The organism is Sporosarcina pasadenensis (genome assembly GCF_047228845.1).
Lineage (GTDB): Bacteria > Bacillota > Bacilli > Bacillales_A > Planococcaceae > Sporosarcina.
This window is the reverse complement of record NZ_JBFEGM010000001.1, coordinates 529,107-545,735: the sequence shown is the minus strand read 5'-3', so window position 1 is coordinate 545,735 and position 16,629 is coordinate 529,107. Positions and strand designations below refer to the sequence as shown.

The following is a 16,629-nucleotide window of genomic DNA, read 5'->3' as shown; positions in this document are numbered from 1 at the left end:
TTTCTGCACCTATGCCCTCCTGCCATCCTGGCAGGAGGGTTTTTATTTACAAAGAGGAGGAATTTTCATGACGGAAAAAGCTATCATTCTTGACGAGCAGGCAATATCTCGGGCGGTGACTAGAATCGCCTACGAAATTATCGAAAAGAACAAAGGAATCGACGGATGTATCCTCGTTGGCATTAAAACGAGGGGGGCTGTACTTGCGAAACGGCTTTCGGATAGAATCAAGCAAATTGAAGGAAAACCGATTTTGACAGGCGAACTGGATATTACGTTGTACAGGGATGACCTTCAACTGAAACATGAGAATAAAGAACCTCTTGTTCACCAAGTCGATATCCAACACGATGTTACGGAAAAGAAAGTAATCCTTGTCGATGATGTCCTTTTCACGGGAAGAACAGTGAGAGCGGCGATGGATGCTGTCATCGATCTAGGAAGACCAGCTGCGATACAACTAGCCGTTCTCGTCGACAGAGGCCATCGTGAATTGCCGATCCGCCCTGATTATGTCGGTAAGAACATTCCTACATCGAATGATGAGCGGGTAGTCGTCAACGTCATTGAACAAGATGGAACAGACGGCGTGACAATCCATAAAAAATAATAAATAAAAACTGATAGGGATTGAGAGTGAAATGATGAATGACAACAAAGTGTTAGACGTACTCGACAAGCCGGCTCCAGGGAGATGGCTTGCCCTCAGTTTGCAGCATATGTTTGCAATGTTCGGGGCGACGATCCTCGTGCCGCAATTAGTCGGCTTAAGCCCTGCCATCGCGTTATTGACAAGTGGAATAGCGACGATCATCTTCGTCCTTATCACAAGGTTCAAAGTTCCCGCTTACTTAGGTTCATCATTCGCCTTCATTGCGCCGATCCAAGTGGCGACGAGCACAGGCGGAATTGGAAGCGCGATGATCGGCAGCATGTTTGTCGCTCTCGTATATGCAGTTGTATCGTTGGTGATATGGACGACGGGCTCCGGATGGATCATGAAATTCCTTCCGCCAGTCGTCGTCGGCCCGGTCATTATGGTTATCGGATTAGCATTGGCGCCAACGGCGGTGAGCATGGCGAGTACCATCCAAGTGGACGGAGAATCACAGTACAATCTTCTCCATTTCTCGGCCGCGATTGTCACATTGGCAGCTGCAATCATCTGCCTCATGTTCTTTAAAGGAGTAGTCAGCCTGATGCCGGTCCTAATCGGAATAATAGTCGGCTACATTTACTCTGCGTCAATTGGAATTTTAGACTTCACAAAAGTGCATGAAGCTGCCTGGTTTGAAATACCGGAATTCCTACTTCCAGGAATAGATTATGAGTTTGTCATTACCCCGGCATTAATTGCAATCATGGTTCCGATATCAATCGTTACGATTTCAGAGCATATCGGACACCAGCTCGTACTCGGCCGTGTCGTCGATAAAAATTTTATTAAAGACCCTGGTTTAAACCGATCGCTTTTAGGAGATGGACTTGGAACACTCATTAGCGGAATCCTTGGCGGCCCACCGAAAACGACATACGGTGAAAACATCGGAGTCATGGCGATTACACGTGTTTATAGTGTCTATGTCATCATTGGAGCAGCGGTATTCGCAATATTGTTCTCCTTCATTGGGAAACTGATGGCGGTTATTGCGACAATCCCTCAAGCGGTACTTGGCGGAATTTCAATATTGCTGTTCGGAATTATCGCTTCATCCGGACTGAGGATGCTCGTCGATCACAAAGTCGATTTTGGACAACAACGGAATCTCGTCATCGCTTCGGTCATTCTCGTCATCGGTATCGGCGGTGCTTCCATCCATATTAGCGAAACGTTCCAGGTCGGAGGAATGGCGCTTGCTGCAATAGTCGGTGTACTCTTAAACCTCATCTTGCCGGGCAGGTCGAATAATAGCTTGGCAGATAGTTAAACAGAATAGGAAGACCTTTTAACATTGTACTGAGAGACAAGGAAAGGTTCAGTTGACGAACAGTCATTCAAAATGGATGACGGTTGTTCAGTCATGCCCAACTGGCCTTTCCATATAGTGGAAAGGTCATTTTTATATCCAATCGGAAGGGGATTTTCCAAATGAAAAACCTGTTGTCAATGAAGGACTTATCAATCGATGAAATTACTACCATTTTAGATCGAGCAGAAATTCTCAAGCAGTATGGCATCCGCGAATTACCCGAAAAATATATGGTTAGCAATCTATTTTTTGAACCGAGCACAAGGACAAAAATGAGCTTTGAAGTGGCGGAGCGGAAATTAGGTCTTGAAACAATCCCTTTTGAAGCAGGTTCTTCGAGTGCCCTTAAAGGTGAAAGCTTATACGACACGCTTCGGACACTAGAAGAAATCGGTATGGATGTAGTCGTTATTAGACATCCGGAAGAACGCTATTACGAAGATCTAGTTGGAAAAGTGAATTTGGCAATTATTAACGGCGGAGACGGATCCGGGCAACATCCTACTCAATCCTTACTAGATCTTTTCACGATAAAAGAAGCATTTGGCGGATTCAAAGGACTCAATGTGCTAATTGCGGGCGACATCGCCCATAGCAGGGTCGCAAAATCGAATGCGGATGCTCTTACAATGCTAGGTGCAAATGTAACATTCCTATGTCCGTCCGAGTGGGCAGGCGATTTTCCTTCTGTATGTGAGTGGGATGGAGTAATCGAAGAGAGTGATGTCGTCATGCTTCTAAGGGTCCAGCATGAGAGACATGATGGTGAATCTAGATTTACGAAAGAGGAATATCATCAAAGATTTGGGCTGACAGTGGAAAGGGAAAAAATGATGAAGCCCGGATCAATTATCATGCATCCTGCGCCAGTGAATCGGGATGTAGAAATAGCCGGGAGTCTAGTTGAGGGCAGACGATCTAGAATTTACAAGCAAGTTGAAAACGGCGTATACATACGCGCTGCAATCTTAGAAGTACTATTGAAAGGAAGGGAATTGACATGGAGAAAATCATTAAGAGTGCCTATGTATTGAATGACGAAGGTGAAATGGTTCTGACGGATGTCCGTATCGAGGGAGAGAGGATAACTGAAATCGGCGTTGATTTGAATATTGGGAATTCCGAAGTCATTGATGGGGAAGGCCTTTTGTTAGCACCAGGATTCATCGATGTACACGTCCATTTGCGCGAACCTGGCGGTGAGCATAAAGAGACGATCGAATCGGGGACGCTCGCGGCGGCTAAAGGCGGTTACACAACGATTTGTGCAATGCCGAATACGAGACCGGTTCCAGATACCAAGGAAAATTTAGCGCTCGTCAATAACTTGATTTCCGAAAATGCACATATACGCGTGCTTCCTTACGCTTCCATTACGATCAGAGAAGCTGGAAAAGAACGGACGAATTTGAAAGAGCTGAAGGAACACGGTGCTTTCGCTTTTACAGATGACGGTGTCGGCATTCAGCAAGCAGGAATGATGTATGAGGCAATGCAAGACGCAGCTGAAATTGGTATGCCAATCGTAGCTCATTGTGAAGATAATACGTTAATATACGGCGGAGCGATGCACGAAGGGAAGCGCAACAAGGAACTCGGACTTCCAGGCATTCCGTCCATTGCTGAATCGGTCCATATCGCACGAGATATTCTTCTCGCCGAAGCGGCTGGCGCCCATTATCATGTATGCCATGTCAGTACGAAGGAGTCGGTGCGGGTCATCCGAGATGCGAAGAAGGCGGGGGTTCATGTAACGGCTGAAGTGAGTCCGCATCATCTTATTCTCTTCGAAGATGATATCCCTGGTGATGACGCGGATTGGAAGATGAACCCACCTTTACGCGGAGTAGAAGATTTGCATGCGCTAAGGGAAGGGCTGCTTGACGGAACATTGGATTTCATTGCAACAGATCATGCTCCTCACACGGCGGAAGAGAAAAACGCAGGGTTTGAAAAGGCACCTTTCGGCATAACAGGGTTGGAGACGGCATTCCCCCTTCTTTACACCCATTTCGTGAAAAAGGGCGAGTGGACGTTGAAGCAATTGATTGATTGGATGACAGAAAAACCTGCTGACGTATTCGGGTTGCCTTACGGAAAGATTGAAATTGGAGCGCAAGCCGATCTTGTCCTGCTGGACTTGAATAAAGAACAGACAATCGACCGGAAAACGTTTTTGTCGAAAGGGAAAAATACACCGTTCGATGGCTGGATTTGCGCGGGCTGGCCTGTAACGACAATTTACGGAGGAAACATCGTCTGGCAGGATCAACCGGATAATATGCCAAAACAGCAGGTGATCGTATGATAATCCAAGACCGGATGAGAGTGAACGGTCAACAGAAAATTGCAGAGAACATCTTTGAAATGAAATTGACAGGCAAGCTGGTAGGGGAAATCAATTCCCCTGGCCAGTTTGTCCATATCCGTGTATCGGATTCATACGAACCGTTATTGAGAAGACCGATATCCATCGCTTCCATTGATGAGGAAAGGAACGAAATGACGATTATCTATCGAGCTGAAGGACGAGGCACTACGCTACTTTCCATGAAAAATGCTGGTGACGAAGTCGATGTGCTCGGTCCTTTAGGAAATGGTTTCCCTGTAAAAGAAACGTCTCCTGGTGAAACTGCAATTCTCATCGGCGGAGGGATAGGGGTGCCGCCTTTGTACGAATTATCGAAGCGGCTGACTGCGAAGGGAGTTACATGCATCCATGTGCTAGGCTTCCAGACAGCGGATGTATCGTTTTATGAAGAGGAGTTCACACGGTTGGGCGAGACATATATTGCAACTGTGGATGGTACAAAAGGGACCCCGGGTTTTGTGACGAATGTGATGGAAGCAATCGGAGCCGACTTTGCAACTTACTATAGCTGCGGTCCGATGCCGATGCTGAATGCTGTGCAAACAGCATACACCGGCAAAAAAGGATTCCTCTCCTTCGAACAGCGGATGGGGTGCGGAATTGGGGCTTGCTTTGCATGCGTTTGTGAAACGACTGACAATACGGATAAAGAGTACGTCAAAGTTTGTTCGGATGGTCCAGTATTTCCAGCAGGGGTGGTGTCGATATGAATAGATTGGCAGTGGAATTGCCTGGATTGCAATTGAAAAATCCGATCATGCCGGCATCTGGTTGTTTCGGATTCGGCAAGGAATACGGGGCTCTGTACGATTTATCGCAGTTGGGCGCGATTATGATAAAAGCAACGACATTGGAAACTCGTTTCGGCAATCCGACTCCTCGAGTCGCAGAAACGGCGTCAGGCATGTTGAACGCTATCGGTTTACAAAATCCCGGCTTGCAAGGAGTCATGGACAATGAACTTCCTTGGCTGGAACAGTACGATGTACCAATCATTGCGAACGTTGCAGGAACAGAAACAGCGGATTATGTAGAGGTGGCAAAAACAATTTCGACTGCTCCGAATGTGAAAGCATTGGAATTGAACATTTCTTGCCCAAATGTGAAATGCGGCGGCATCACGTTCGGAACAGACCCTCAGCAAGCGTATGATTTGACGGCTGCAGTAAAAGAAGTGTCCAAAGTGCCGGTTTATGTAAAGTTGTCACCGAATGTTACAGACATAAAAGAAATTGCAAAAGCGGTCGAGGCCGGCGGAGCGGACGGCATTACGATGATCAATACACTCGTAGGCATGAGGCTCGATCAAAAGACAGGACGTCCGATCATTGCCAATATAACAGGCGGTTTGTCCGGACCAGCTGTCAAGCCGGTCGCCATCAAAATGGTGTATGAAGTGAGCCAAGTCGTGCAAATTCCGATCATCGGCATGGGCGGAGTCGCCGAAACAGCAGATGTCATCGATTTCCTATCGGCAGGTGCGAGTGCGGTAGCTGTCGGGACGGCAAATTTTGTGGACCCGTTTATATGCCCGAAAATCATTGAGGAGCTCCCGACAAAATTGGATGAGCTTGGAGTTACTCATATATCAGAGCTTGTAGGAAGGAGCCACCGATTATGAAAACATCCCCGATCATTGCGTTAGATTTTGATTCATCTCAACAGGTTTTTGACTTTCTACAACCATTCGAAAGCGATGTCAATGTGAAAGTCGGCATGCAGCTATATTACAAGGAAGGTCCCGCCATCATTTCTGAATTGAAAGAGCGTGGTTTCGATATATTCCTGGATTTGAAGCTCCATGACATTCCGAATACAGTGAAATCAGCAATGGAAGTGCTGGCTAGTTTAGGAGTGAACTTGGTGAACGTTCATGCGGCAGGCGGAAAGACGATGATGGAGGCTGCGCTGGAAGGGCTTGATAAGGGAACCCCAGCCGGGATGAAACGACCTTCGATCATCGGTGTGACCCAGCTGACTTCCACTGATGAGCGGCAAGTCAGGGAAGAACAGCTCATTCAATCTTCTCTTCAAGAGTCCGTCCTGCATTACGCGAGGCTGACAAAGGATTCAGGATTGGACGGAGTCGTTTGTTCTGTTCACGAGGCGGCAATCATTACAGAGGTTTGCGGACCAGACTTTCTAAAGGTGACGCCTGGAATCCGTTTGCCTAAAAGCGGGACGCATGACCAGAAAAGGATTGCAACACCCGAAGAAGCTAGGATAAAAGGTTCGACCCATATCGTAGTCGGCAGGGCAATTAAAGGCGCTTCGGATCCTCTTGCTGCCTATGAAAATATTAACGCTAGATGGGAAGGGGTAGAGTGAATTGGGTAAAAAGGAAATTGCAGAAATTTTATTGAATGTCGGGGCGGTGGAACTAAGTCCCGAGGATCCATTCACATGGGCTTCGGGCATAAAGTCGCCAATCTATTGTGATAACCGATTGACGATGTCTGATCCAGTCGGCCGCAAACTAATTGCAGAAGGACTCGCCGGGTTAATTAAAACATATTACCCTGAAACGACGCTTATTGCGGGGACCGCAACAGCCGGCATACCACATGCGGCATGGGTCGCTGACATTCTCGGTCTACCGATGGTGTATATCCGTTCAAAAGCGAAGGGACACGGCAGAAGCCGGCAAATTGAGGGTAAAGTGAAGCCTGAGGATAAAGCGGTTATCATTGAAGATTTGATTTCCACGGGGGGCAGCAGTCTGAATGCTGTTGAAGCGCTGCAATCTGAAGGAATCAAAGTTGTAGGCGTCGTCTCCATTTTTACATATGAGCTCGAAAGTGCGGATAAAGCTTTTAGAGAAGCGGATCTGTCCTATAAAAGCCTAACGGACTTCGGGGCACTAGCCGAAGCGGCCATTGAAAGCGGAACGGTTTCAAACGAGTCAATGGATGGCTTATTGGAATGGCATACGAAATTGAAAGCCGGATTATTGTAATACCGTATAAAAATAATATAAAAGGATTGCCATCTCAAACGCGATGGCAATCCTTTTTTACTTCCTCAACTTCCTGACAACATCCTCATCAGGTGTCACAAATAACGTCTTCTGCTCAAAATAAATAACAAATCCTGGTTTCGCCCCATTTGGCTTCTTCACATGGCGAATCTCCGTAAAGTCGACCGGAACGGATGAAGAACCTCTCGCCTTACTGAAATAAGCCGAAAGAATCGCAGCTTCCTCAATTGTCTTCTCATCAGGATTCGCATCATGAATAACAACATGAGAACCAGGGATATCCTTCGTATGAAGCCACACATGATCCCTTGCCGCAATCTTGAACGTCAAATAATCATTTTGCTTATTATTTTTCCCGACTGAAATCGGAATGCCTGAAGATGACATATATGACTCAGGCGAAGGCTTTTTCGGCTTCTGTTTTTTCTTGCCCCTTCTTGCCCGCATCAGTCCCGATTCCGCCAATTCCTCACGAATTTCATCGATATCTTCAGGAGATGCTTGCATGACTTGCTGTTTGATCATCTCAAAATAGTCGATGTCTTCTTTCGCTTTCTCCAACTGTTCCGCAATCATGATCAATGCGTTTTTCGCCTTCGTATAGCGAGAATAATAACGCTGTGCATTTTCAATTGGCGTCTTCCTCGGGTCAAGTGGAATCGTCACAGTCGTTCCTTCCTCATAATAATTATCGACTACTGCTTCCTGATCACCTTTATTGATTGCATAAATATTTGCCGTTAGCAGTTCACCATACAATTGGAACGTATCCAGTTTTCCTGCCGCTTTCTGCTCTTTGTCCAGCTTGTCCATCTTCAATTTCAATTTTGCAATCTCGTTATCAAGCCAGCGCTCTAAATCGGCCGCCTGAGATTTCACCCGCTCCCGCTCCGCTCGCGCAAAATAGACTTTATCGAGCAGTTCGCCGAGTGTATCGAACGTCGCGACCGTTTTGTCAGCATACGTTAACGATGTCGCGGAAAAAATGGTTTTATTCCCGACTTCTGCAATTGTCGGTGTATGCGTTCCACCCTTGAAGGACGACAGGAATGACTTGAAGACATGATAGGCATTACTTTCTGCATTTTCCTTCAACCGATGTAATAGCTCTTCTCCATGAATCGGAGAGAACCCTGAAAGTTTGCCGACGACTTGTTTGGCATTCTCCCATTCTGGCAATAATGCTAGGAACTCCTTTTCATCCAACTCAAAAGGATCCAATTTGTCTTGCGGGGGAGCAGGGACATACGGTTGTCCTGGCAAAACCGTACGATAACTGTTTACGGAAGGTGGGAGATGCTTCATGCTATCGATGATCATATTGCGTTCTGGGTCGATCAATAGCAAATTACTATGCCTTCCCATAACTTCTACGATTAACCGGCGGTGGATATCATCCCCGATTTCATTTTTCGCGCGAATATCGAAGGAGATGATCCGATCATTTCCGGATTGCCGGATCGATTGGATCATTCCACCTTCGAGATGTTTCCTCAACACCATACAAAACATCGGAGGTTCCGAAGGATTTACAATCGTTTCTTCAGTCAATTGCACGCGGGAATATGATGGGTGAGTAGAAATAAGAAGTTTAAAATTGCTTCTTCCTGCCCGAACCATCAAAACGACTTCCTGTGCGTTCGGCTGATGGATTTTTGATATTCGGCCGTCTTTAATTTGTTGCAGCTCTTCGACCATCGCTGCAGTGAATAAACCGTCAAATGCCATGATAATTCCTCTTTCAAACGTTTTGTACCATTTTAGCACTCTCTGGGTGTGATATGTTATAATATGAGAAGATTGTTTGCTATGATGAATGGAACAATAGAAGCTTGAGAATACATAAGAAGAGGGATTGCATGTACAAACAACGTGGATTGCTGATTGTCCTGTCCGGGCCATCCGGTGTTGGAAAAGGAACGGTCAGAAAAGAGCTATTTCAACAACCTGACACGAACTATGAGTATTCGATATCGATGACGACGAGAAGCCCTCGTCAAGGCGAGCAAGACGGTGTCGACTATTTCTTTAAATCGCGTAATGAGTTTGAGCAGTTGATAAAAGAAGGAAAATTATTGGAGTATGCTGAGTATGTAGGCAATTATTATGGTACTCCTCTCGACTACGTGAACGAGACGCTTGATGCCGGAAGGGACGTCTTCCTTGAAATTGAAGTTGTCGGTGCGGCTCAAGTCCGTGAAAAGGTTCCTGATGGATTATTCATTTTCCTTGCACCGCCAAGTCTGTCCGAACTTGAAGATCGTTTGATCGGCAGAGGGACAGAGGAGGCGGATGTCATTGCAAGCAGAGTATTGAAAGCGCGTGAAGAGCTGGAAATGATGAACTTGTATGACTACGTTGTAGAAAATGACGAAGTTTCAAAGGCATGCGATCGCATCAATGCCATCGTGACGGCTGAACATTGTCGCCGAGAACGTGTGGAAAAAAGATATTTACTTATGTTGGAAGGGGAATAAATCATGTTATATCCATCAGTTGACTCTTTAAAGGGAAAAATCGATTCGAAATACACACTCGTCACACTTGCCGCTATGCGCGCCCGTGAAATGCAGGAGAGCAAGAAGTTGTTGCTTCAATCCTATAATTCGTATAAGAATGTAGGTAAAGCTTTGGAGGAAGTTGCTGCTGGCGCTTTGTCAAAACAAGTGCAGGACGCTTCGATTGTGTACGAAGACGAAGTATGATGAACATTCTTTAAGTTAAAGTATTTGAATAGGATTGCATACTCCCTTAGAAACAGAATTTCTTTGGGAGTTTGTCATTTTTAATAGCATTTTTCACAAGTCGATCGTCCGGTTTATGGACAAGCATTACATAAGTCGTTTAAGTAGAGAAAGGGTGGGACAGTTGTTGAATAAAAAAATACTCATCTGTGTAACCGGCGGAATCGCCGTTTATAAGGCTGTTGCGCTTGTTAGCAAACTAACGCAAGCAGGGGCGGAAGTGAAAGTGATGATGACGGCTTCAGCGATGGAGTTCGTTACTCCGTTATCTTTCCAAGTGATGTCACGGAATGATGTCTATTTCGATACGTTCGACGAAAAGGATTCGCGTGTCATTGCCCATATCGATTTGGCTGATTGGGCTGACCTTGTCATCGTCGCGCCTGCAACCGCAAATATCATCGGCAAGCTTGCGAACGGCATTGCGGATAATATGGTCACGACAACCCTTCTCGCTACGACAGCGGAAGTTTGGATTGCGCCCGCAATGAATGTACATATGTATGAGAACAAGTCGGTCATCCGAAACATTGAACAGCTACATGCGGATGGTTACCGATTCATCGAACCTGCTGAAGGCTTTTTGGCATGCGGCTATGTCGGTAAAGGCAGGCTCGAGGAACCTGAGAAAATTGTCCAGCTTATTAAGGAAAGGTTCTCTCAAGCCGAAGATCGGCCCCTGTCAGGTAAAAAGGTCGTTGTGACAGCCGGACCAACTCGGGAAAGAATCGATCCTGTTCGTTATATTTCCAATTTCTCGAGCGGGAAGATGGGATATGCGATCGCGGAAGCTGCTGCATCGTTAGGAGCAGAAACAATTTTGGTGTCGGGTCCGGTGGAGTTGCCGGTGCCGAATGGCGTCCAACTCATCTCGGTGGAGAGCGCAGCGGATATGCTTGATGCTGTGCTAAGCCAATTCTACGATGCCGACGTAGTCATCAAATCGGCAGCTGTAGCTGATTACAGGCCGAAAGAGCAACATTCGCAAAAGATGAAGAAACAAGAAGGCGATTCATCCATTGCGCTTGAACGTACAACCGATATTCTCAAAACGCTTGGCGAGAGAAAAAAGGGACAAATCCTAGTCGGGTTTGCGGCGGAAACGAATGACGCAATCGAGTATGGGATGAAAAAGCTGTCCGATAAAAACTTGGACTATATTATCGTCAACGATGTAACCGATCCGGATGGCGGCTTTGGTAACGATACGAATGTCGTTACTTTATTAACAAGAAAGAGGTCAAGGGCATTTCCTTTCGAAGCGATGCAAAAACAGGAATTGGCCAAAGTGCTCTTAAGGACGATTTTGAAATTGGAGAGTGACGTTGCGAATGATAGCTGAAGTCATTGTCGATGTGTCAGCGTATCCAATCGATCGTCCCTTTGATTACGCTGTGCCGGGACATATGGAAACGGTTATCGAATGCGGGTCACGCGTAAAAGTCCCTTTCGGACCGAGAAAAGTGATCGGCTATGTCACCGGGCTTAAACAGGAAAGTGATATCGAAGAGCACAAATTGAAGAAGATTGACGAACTGATCGACTTGGAGCCTGTTCTTTCAACAGAGCTGTTGGGCTTAGCTAAAAAAATGGCGAGAGAAACGCTGTCATATGAAATCGATGCATTGCAAGTGATGCTTCCGGCAGCGATGCGGGCAAAATATGAAAAATTCGTCAGTATCGAAAAGCCGGAGCAAATTGACGATGCCCGATTCCTGCAATTTCTGAATGGACGTACCCGTGTCCCACTGAAACAGGTCACCGATTCGGTCATCTTGAGATTGGTAAAAGATTATGCAGAAAAAGGTGTTGTCTCCGTAGATACGGCAATTAGCCAACAGACAAAAGTGAAAAAAGTCAGGGCGATTCATATAGGTGATTCTCAAACGTTATCCGACATGCTGCTCACTATCCACCCGAATGCAAAGAAGCAAGCGGAATTAATCAAATGGATGATGGAACATGCAGGGGAGACGATGGAGGCCGCAAGATTGCTGAATGAATCGGGCATTCAAAATCCGGTTCTAAAAGCTATCATTGAAAAGGGCGGTGCAACGGAATCGTATGTCGAAACGTATCGTGAGCCGGATGCTCCAAAGCTCCTTGATTCACCGGTACCACTTCGGCTGAACGAGGAACAGCAAGCAGCACTTGATAAAGTAAACGCGGCTGCGGATTCTAATATTGCCGAAACATTCCTGTTGCACGGCATAACAGGAAGCGGGAAAACGGAAGTCTATCTGCAAGCAATCAAACATGTACTGGATAAGGGGAAAGAAGCGATCGTCCTCGTTCCTGAAATTTCCTTGACCCCTCAAATGACTGCCCGATTCCAAGAACGGTTCGGTGAACTAGTTGCTGTCATGCATAGTGGGTTGTCGGCAGGTGAAAAGTATGACGAATGGCGTAAAATTCACCGTCGGGAAGTGAAAGTTGTCGTCGGAGCAAGATCAGCCATTTTTGCCCCGTTTGAAAATGTAGGGATTATCATCCTTGATGAAGAGCATGAATCGACATACAAACAGGAGGATACGCCGCGGTACCATGCTAGGGATGTTGCCATCTGGCGTTCGGAACATTACGGCTGCCCAGTCATCCTCGGCAGTGCCACCCCTTCCCTCGAGTCCTACGCCAGGGCTTCAAAAGGCGTTTATACATTATTGGAGCTATCCAAAAGAGCGAAGAACCAACCTTTGCCTGCTGTCACGGTCGTTGATATGAGGGATGAATTAAAGGAAGGAAACCGTTCGATGTTTTCCGTGGAATTGGCGGATGCTATCCGTCTTCGCTTGGAAAGGAAAGAGCAGACCGTCCTTTTTCTGAATAAAAGAGGATTCTCCTCATTCGTATTGTGCAGGGATTGCGGAACGGTCGTCCAATGCCCGAACTGTGATATTTCATTGACCTATCACCGTGCGAATGAAAGCTTGAAGTGTCATTATTGTGGTCACGAGGAGCCGGTGCCGCTCGTTTGTCCGGAATGTGAAAGTGAGCATATTCGGTTTTTCGGGACAGGCACGCAAAAGGCGGAAGAAGAAATTTCGAAAATATTCCCGGAAGCGCGAGTGTTGCGGATGGATGTGGATACGACACGGCAAAAAGGAGCACACGAACGCATTCTTCGGCAATTCAGCGAAGGGAAGGCAGATATCCTGCTTGGCACCCAGATGATAGCAAAAGGGCTAGACTTCCCGAATATTACATTGGTCGGGGTGTTGGCTGCAGATACGACTTTGCATTTGGCGGATTTCCGTGCTGCGGAAAAGACATTCCAGTTGATGACGCAAGTAAGCGGAAGGGCAGGCAGGCACGATTTGGCGGGGGAAGTATTCATCCAGACGTACTCACCTGAACATTATGCTATCGAACTCGCAAAGACCCAGCATTACGAGACGTTTTATCATTTGGAGATGTCAGCACGCAAACAATACGGTTATCCACCTTTCTTTTATATAACACTTGTACAGTTTTCGCATGAGGATTTATTGAAAGTCGCCGATTTTGCGGAAAAGGGGACACGCTATTTGAAAAGTTCGCTATCACCAGGCACCGTTATAATCGGTCCGGCAGCGGCTGCGATAAGTCGTGTGAACAATAGATATCGTTACCAATGTTTGATAAAATACAAAAAAGAGCCGAAGCTCATTGAAACGCTTCAGCAATTGATCAGAATGTATCGGACAAACTGGATGAAGGAAGGTCTGCTCATGACTGTGGATGTAGAACCGACTTCCATTTTTTGACCGATACGGACTAGTTGGAAAAGAGGAATTGAATTGGCAATACTTGAAATTGTAAAAAGCCCTTCAACACTATTGACAAAGCGTTGCAAGGAAGTAGAGAAGTTCGATGGAAAATTGGCTAAGCTGCTAGATGATATGTACGACACGATGATCGATGCGGATGGCGTAGGGCTTGCGGCTCCTCAAGTAGGAGAGCTCGTCCGAGTCGCCATCGTCGATATGGGAGAAGGAAATGAAGTTATCGAAATGGTCAATCCTGTCGTCACAGCAATCGGAGGTTCAGTCGTGGAAGTGGAAGGATGCTTAAGCTTCCCGGGCCTTTACGGTGAAGTGGAACGACCGTTTTTCGTACGCGTCGAAGCTCAGGAACGTGATGGTTCCTTGTACGAGCTAGAAGCGGAAGATTATGAGGCACGGGCGATTCTGCATGAAATCGATCATTTAGATGGAATTTTATTCGATTCAAAAATAACACGGATTGTAGATCCGGAGGAATTTGAAGAGGTTGACGGGGAGGATGAAGAGCAATGACAAAAATCGTATTCATGGGCACTCCGGACTTTTCAGTTCCCGTCTTGACAATGTTGCACGAAGAAGGATTCGACATCATTGCAGTTGTCACCCAGCCTGATCGGCCTGTCGGAAGGAAGCGGGTATTGACACCTCCACCTGTAAAAGAAGAGGCGATTCGACTTGGTTTGCCAGTATTGCAGCCTGAAAAGCTAAGAACATCCGAGGAGCTTGTAGAGCTCATTAATATGCAGCCTGATTTGATTGTTACCGCTGCATATGGGCAGATTTTGCCTAAAGACTTGCTCGAAGCCCCACGCCTCGGTTGTATCAACGTCCATGCGTCGTTGTTGCCGAAATACCGGGGAGGCGCTCCGATCCATCAAGCGGTCATCGATGGAGAAACAGAAACCGGAGTCACCATCATGTATATGGTGGAAAAGCTCGATGCAGGCGATATCATTTCGCAGACAAAGGTGCCTATTACTAAAGACGATAATACCGGCATCCTTTTCGAAAAGTTATCCGTGGCCGGCACGGAACTATTGAAAGAGACCTTGCCATCCATTATTGATGGTACAAATGAGCGTATTCCACAAGACGAAAGCCTCGTATCATTTGCAGGCAATATAACCCGTGAACAGGAAAGAATCGACTGGTCGCGCAGCGGCAAAGATATTTTCAATCAAATTCGCGGACTGTATCCTTGGCCGGGAGCCTATTCCGTTTTCCAAGGAGAGAACGTGAAAATTTGGAAAGCGGAAAAATCGGAGGAAATATCTAAAGCTTCACCAGGCACAATTATTAAACTATTGAAGGACAAGCTGATCATTAAATCAGGCGATGAAACTTCAATAGCCATCACTGAGTTGCAGCCTGCCGGGAAAAAACGGCTGTCAGCAGAAGAATTCCTGAATGGCGTAGGAGCCAAATGGAGTGAAGGGGACCAATTCGAATGACAAACGCCAAAAAGAGGATTTGGAACGGCAATGTCCGCGATGCGGCACTGACGATCCTGATGGAGATCAACCAAAACCAGGCCTATAGCAATCTCCTGCTTAACAGGACAATAAAAAAATACGATATCGATCCGAAGGACAGAGGGTTATTGACCGAATTGACGTATGGCACGTTGCAGCATCGTTTGACATTGGATTATTATTTGGATCCTTTCGTGAAAGGGAAATTGGACGCTTGGGTTAGAGAGTTACTGAGATTGTCCATTTACCAAATTGTCTATTTGACAAAGATTCCTCCGCATGCAGTCGTCCACGAAGCTGTGGAGATTGCAAAAAGAAGAGGCCATAAAGGGATCGCTTCAACCGTAAACGGCATTTTACGTTCCGTATTGCGAAAAGGGGTCCGTCCGATCGAGGACATCGAGGACGATATCGAAAGAATGTCTGTAGAAACAAGCCATCCAACATGGCTCATTGAACGTTGGGTGAAGCAATTCGGCAAGGAAGAAGCTTTGGCGATGGCGCATGAAAACAATCATCCCGCCCGCATGACGGCAAGGGTCAATTCATTGAAAGCGACAGTCGAAGAAGTTATGACGCTGCTTGCAAAGGAAGGAATCGAAGCTACAAAGGGAGAGGTCATTCCCGGAAGCATCCAAGCATCAAGCGGGAGCTTGGCAAATACAGAAGCTTTCACCAACGGTTTGTTGACAATCCAAGATGAAAGTTCCATGTTGCCTGTTCTTGCCCTTGATGTAAAGCCTGATATGAAAGTATTGGACATGTGTGCCGCTCCGGGCGGAAAAACGACATTCATTGCCGAAAAGATGGACGACAAAGGCGAAGTGTATGCACATGATTTACACGAACATAAACTAAAGTTAATTGATTCGAATGCAAACCGTCTCGGCATACAATCAATCACGACGAAAAGCGGCGACAGCCGAGAGTTGGAATCCGTATACGGACCTAAATTCTTTGACCGTATCCTCGTCGATGCGCCTTGCAGCGGTCTCGGAGTCATTCGTCGCAAGCCTGAAATTAAATACAATAAGACGGAACGGGACTTGATCAGTTTAACGGAAATACAGGAGCAATTGCTCAATACGGCTTATCGATTACTAAAAGATGATGGAGTTATCGTTTATAGCACATGTACGATCGAGTACGACGAAAACGAAGGAATGGTCCGTAGATTCCTTGAAAAACACCCCGATATGGAGATGGCTTCGCTCGATGGACTTGCCGCCAATGATTCTTTGGCAATCAAAGACGATATGCTGCAAGTATTGCCGCAGCATTTTGGAAGCGACGGATTTTTCGTAGCGGCATTCCGCAAAAGGAAGGACTAATCC

Annotated in this window: 16 protein-coding genes; 15 read left to right on the top strand and 1 reads right to left on the bottom strand. The window is 46.3% G+C overall.

From position 1 onward, the window contains the following. Positions 1 to 67: 67 nt before the first annotated feature. From pyrR to pyrE, 8 genes are all read left to right on the top strand, one after another. Entirely contained in the window at positions 68 to 610 is a 543-nt protein-coding gene (gene pyrR / locus AB1K89_RS02775) for a bifunctional pyr operon transcriptional regulator/uracil phosphoribosyltransferase PyrR (protein WP_413053253.1), read from the top strand. 31 nt (positions 611 to 641) lie between these two features. Beyond that, positions 642 to 1,928, top strand: a complete 1,287-nt coding sequence (locus AB1K89_RS02770) for a uracil-xanthine permease family protein (RefSeq protein WP_413053252.1) — start codon at positions 642 to 644, stop codon at positions 1,926 to 1,928. A gap of 161 nt (positions 1,929 to 2,089) precedes the next feature. Further along, on the top strand, positions 2,090 to 3,004 hold the full coding sequence (locus tag AB1K89_RS02765) for an aspartate carbamoyltransferase catalytic subunit (RefSeq protein WP_413053251.1): 915 nt from the start codon (positions 2,090 to 2,092) through the stop codon (positions 3,002 to 3,004). Continuing rightward, positions 2,971 to 4,278 carry a dihydroorotase gene (gene pyrC, locus AB1K89_RS02760; protein ID WP_413053250.1) on the top strand — a complete coding sequence of 436 codons (1,308 nt, stop codon included), beginning with the start codon at positions 2,971 to 2,973 and terminating at the stop codon, positions 4,276 to 4,278. Before AB1K89_RS02765 ends, pyrC begins: the two co-directional genes overlap by 34 nt. Further along, positions 4,275 to 5,051, top strand: coding sequence for a dihydroorotate dehydrogenase electron transfer subunit (locus AB1K89_RS02755; protein WP_413053249.1), 777 nt, complete (start codon positions 4,275 to 4,277; stop codon positions 5,049 to 5,051). The genes pyrC and AB1K89_RS02755 overlap by 4 nt, the downstream gene beginning before the upstream one ends. Beyond that, entirely contained in the window at positions 5,048 to 5,962 is a 915-nt protein-coding gene (locus AB1K89_RS02750; RefSeq protein ID WP_413053248.1) for a dihydroorotate dehydrogenase, read from the top strand. Before AB1K89_RS02755 ends, AB1K89_RS02750 begins: the two co-directional genes overlap by 4 nt. Next, on the top strand, positions 5,959 to 6,669 hold the full coding sequence (pyrF, locus tag AB1K89_RS02745; protein WP_413053247.1) for an orotidine-5'-phosphate decarboxylase: 711 nt from the start codon (positions 5,959 to 5,961) through the stop codon (positions 6,667 to 6,669). The genes AB1K89_RS02750 and pyrF overlap by 4 nt, the downstream gene beginning before the upstream one ends. Position 6,670: 1 nt before the next feature. Then, complete coding sequence (gene pyrE / locus AB1K89_RS02740) at positions 6,671 to 7,297, top strand: orotate phosphoribosyltransferase (RefSeq protein WP_413053246.1); 627 nt, start codon at positions 6,671 to 6,673, stop codon at positions 7,295 to 7,297. A gap of 57 nt (positions 7,298 to 7,354) precedes the next feature. On the opposite strand, the gene AB1K89_RS02735 is transcribed toward pyrE, so the two are convergent. Further along, positions 7,355 to 9,046, bottom strand: a complete 1,692-nt coding sequence (locus tag AB1K89_RS02735) for an Rqc2 family fibronectin-binding protein (RefSeq protein ID WP_413053245.1) — start codon at positions 9,044 to 9,046, stop codon at positions 7,355 to 7,357. A gap of 131 nt (positions 9,047 to 9,177) precedes the next feature. On the opposite strand from AB1K89_RS02735, the gene gmk reads away from it, so the two are divergent. The 7 genes from gmk to rsmB all read left to right on the top strand — a co-directional run bounded on the left by gmk (position 9,178) and on the right by rsmB (position 16,626). Further along, positions 9,178 to 9,795: a guanylate kinase gene (gene gmk / locus AB1K89_RS02730; protein ID WP_413053244.1), complete on the top strand. Its 618-nt coding sequence runs from the start codon at positions 9,178 to 9,180 to the stop codon at positions 9,793 to 9,795. A gap of 3 nt (positions 9,796 to 9,798) precedes the next feature. Continuing rightward, positions 9,799 to 10,023 (top strand): DNA-directed RNA polymerase subunit omega, encoded by a 225-nt coding sequence (rpoZ, locus tag AB1K89_RS02725; RefSeq protein WP_413053243.1) that lies wholly within the window; start codon positions 9,799 to 9,801, stop codon positions 10,021 to 10,023. A gap of 115 nt (positions 10,024 to 10,138) precedes the next feature. Then, positions 10,139 to 11,404 carry a bifunctional phosphopantothenoylcysteine decarboxylase/phosphopantothenate--cysteine ligase CoaBC gene (gene coaBC / locus AB1K89_RS02720; RefSeq protein ID WP_413053242.1) on the top strand — a complete coding sequence of 422 codons (1,266 nt, stop codon included), beginning with the start codon at positions 10,139 to 10,141 and terminating at the stop codon, positions 11,402 to 11,404. Beyond that, on the top strand, positions 11,394 to 13,805 hold the full coding sequence (gene priA / locus AB1K89_RS02715; protein ID WP_413053445.1) for a primosomal protein N': 2,412 nt from the start codon (positions 11,394 to 11,396) through the stop codon (positions 13,803 to 13,805). The genes coaBC and priA overlap by 11 nt, the downstream gene beginning before the upstream one ends. A gap of 33 nt (positions 13,806 to 13,838) precedes the next feature. Continuing rightward, the gene (gene def / locus AB1K89_RS02710; RefSeq protein WP_413053241.1) at positions 13,839 to 14,336 is read left to right on the top strand and encodes a peptide deformylase; all 498 of its coding nucleotides are present in this window, start codon (positions 13,839 to 13,841) and stop codon (positions 14,334 to 14,336) included. Then, a complete protein-coding gene (fmt, locus tag AB1K89_RS02705; protein ID WP_413053240.1) occupies positions 14,333 to 15,274 on the top strand; it encodes a methionyl-tRNA formyltransferase in 942 nt (313 codons plus the stop codon). Before def ends, fmt begins: the two co-directional genes overlap by 4 nt. Beyond that, positions 15,271 to 16,626 carry a 16S rRNA (cytosine(967)-C(5))-methyltransferase RsmB gene (rsmB, locus tag AB1K89_RS02700; protein ID WP_413053239.1) on the top strand — a complete coding sequence of 452 codons (1,356 nt, stop codon included), beginning with the start codon at positions 15,271 to 15,273 and terminating at the stop codon, positions 16,624 to 16,626. The genes fmt and rsmB overlap by 4 nt, the downstream gene beginning before the upstream one ends. The last annotated feature ends 3 nt before the right edge of the window (positions 16,627 to 16,629 follow it).

Excerpts from the sequence above, each read along its gene's own strand:
- pyrR (WP_413053253.1), top strand. The coding sequence starts at position 68 with ATGACGGAAAAAGCTATCATTCTTGACGAGCAGGCAATATCTCGGGCG.
- AB1K89_RS02770 (WP_413053252.1), top strand. The coding sequence starts at position 642 with ATGATGAATGACAACAAAGTGTTAGACGTACTCGACAAGCCGGCTCCA.
- AB1K89_RS02765 (WP_413053251.1), top strand. The coding sequence starts at position 2,090 with ATGAAAAACCTGTTGTCAATGAAGGACTTATCAATCGATGAAATTACT.
- pyrC (WP_413053250.1), top strand. The coding sequence starts at position 2,971 with ATGGAGAAAATCATTAAGAGTGCCTATGTATTGAATGACGAAGGTGAA.
- AB1K89_RS02755 (WP_413053249.1), top strand. The coding sequence starts at position 4,275 with ATGATAATCCAAGACCGGATGAGAGTGAACGGTCAACAGAAAATTGCA.
- AB1K89_RS02750 (WP_413053248.1), top strand. The coding sequence starts at position 5,048 with ATGAATAGATTGGCAGTGGAATTGCCTGGATTGCAATTGAAAAATCCG.
- pyrF (WP_413053247.1), top strand. The coding sequence starts at position 5,959 with ATGAAAACATCCCCGATCATTGCGTTAGATTTTGATTCATCTCAACAG.
- AB1K89_RS02735 (WP_413053245.1), bottom strand. The coding sequence starts at position 9,046 with ATGGCATTTGACGGTTTATTCACTGCAGCGATGGTCGAAGAGCTGCAA.
- gmk (WP_413053244.1), top strand. The coding sequence starts at position 9,178 with ATGTACAAACAACGTGGATTGCTGATTGTCCTGTCCGGGCCATCCGGT.
- rpoZ (WP_413053243.1), top strand. The coding sequence starts at position 9,799 with ATGTTATATCCATCAGTTGACTCTTTAAAGGGAAAAATCGATTCGAAA.
- coaBC (WP_413053242.1), top strand. The coding sequence starts at position 10,139 with ATGGACAAGCATTACATAAGTCGTTTAAGTAGAGAAAGGGTGGGACAG.
- priA (WP_413053445.1), top strand. The coding sequence starts at position 11,394 with ATGATAGCTGAAGTCATTGTCGATGTGTCAGCGTATCCAATCGATCGT.
- fmt (WP_413053240.1), top strand. The coding sequence starts at position 14,333 with ATGACAAAAATCGTATTCATGGGCACTCCGGACTTTTCAGTTCCCGTC.
- rsmB (WP_413053239.1), top strand. The coding sequence starts at position 15,271 with ATGACAAACGCCAAAAAGAGGATTTGGAACGGCAATGTCCGCGATGCG.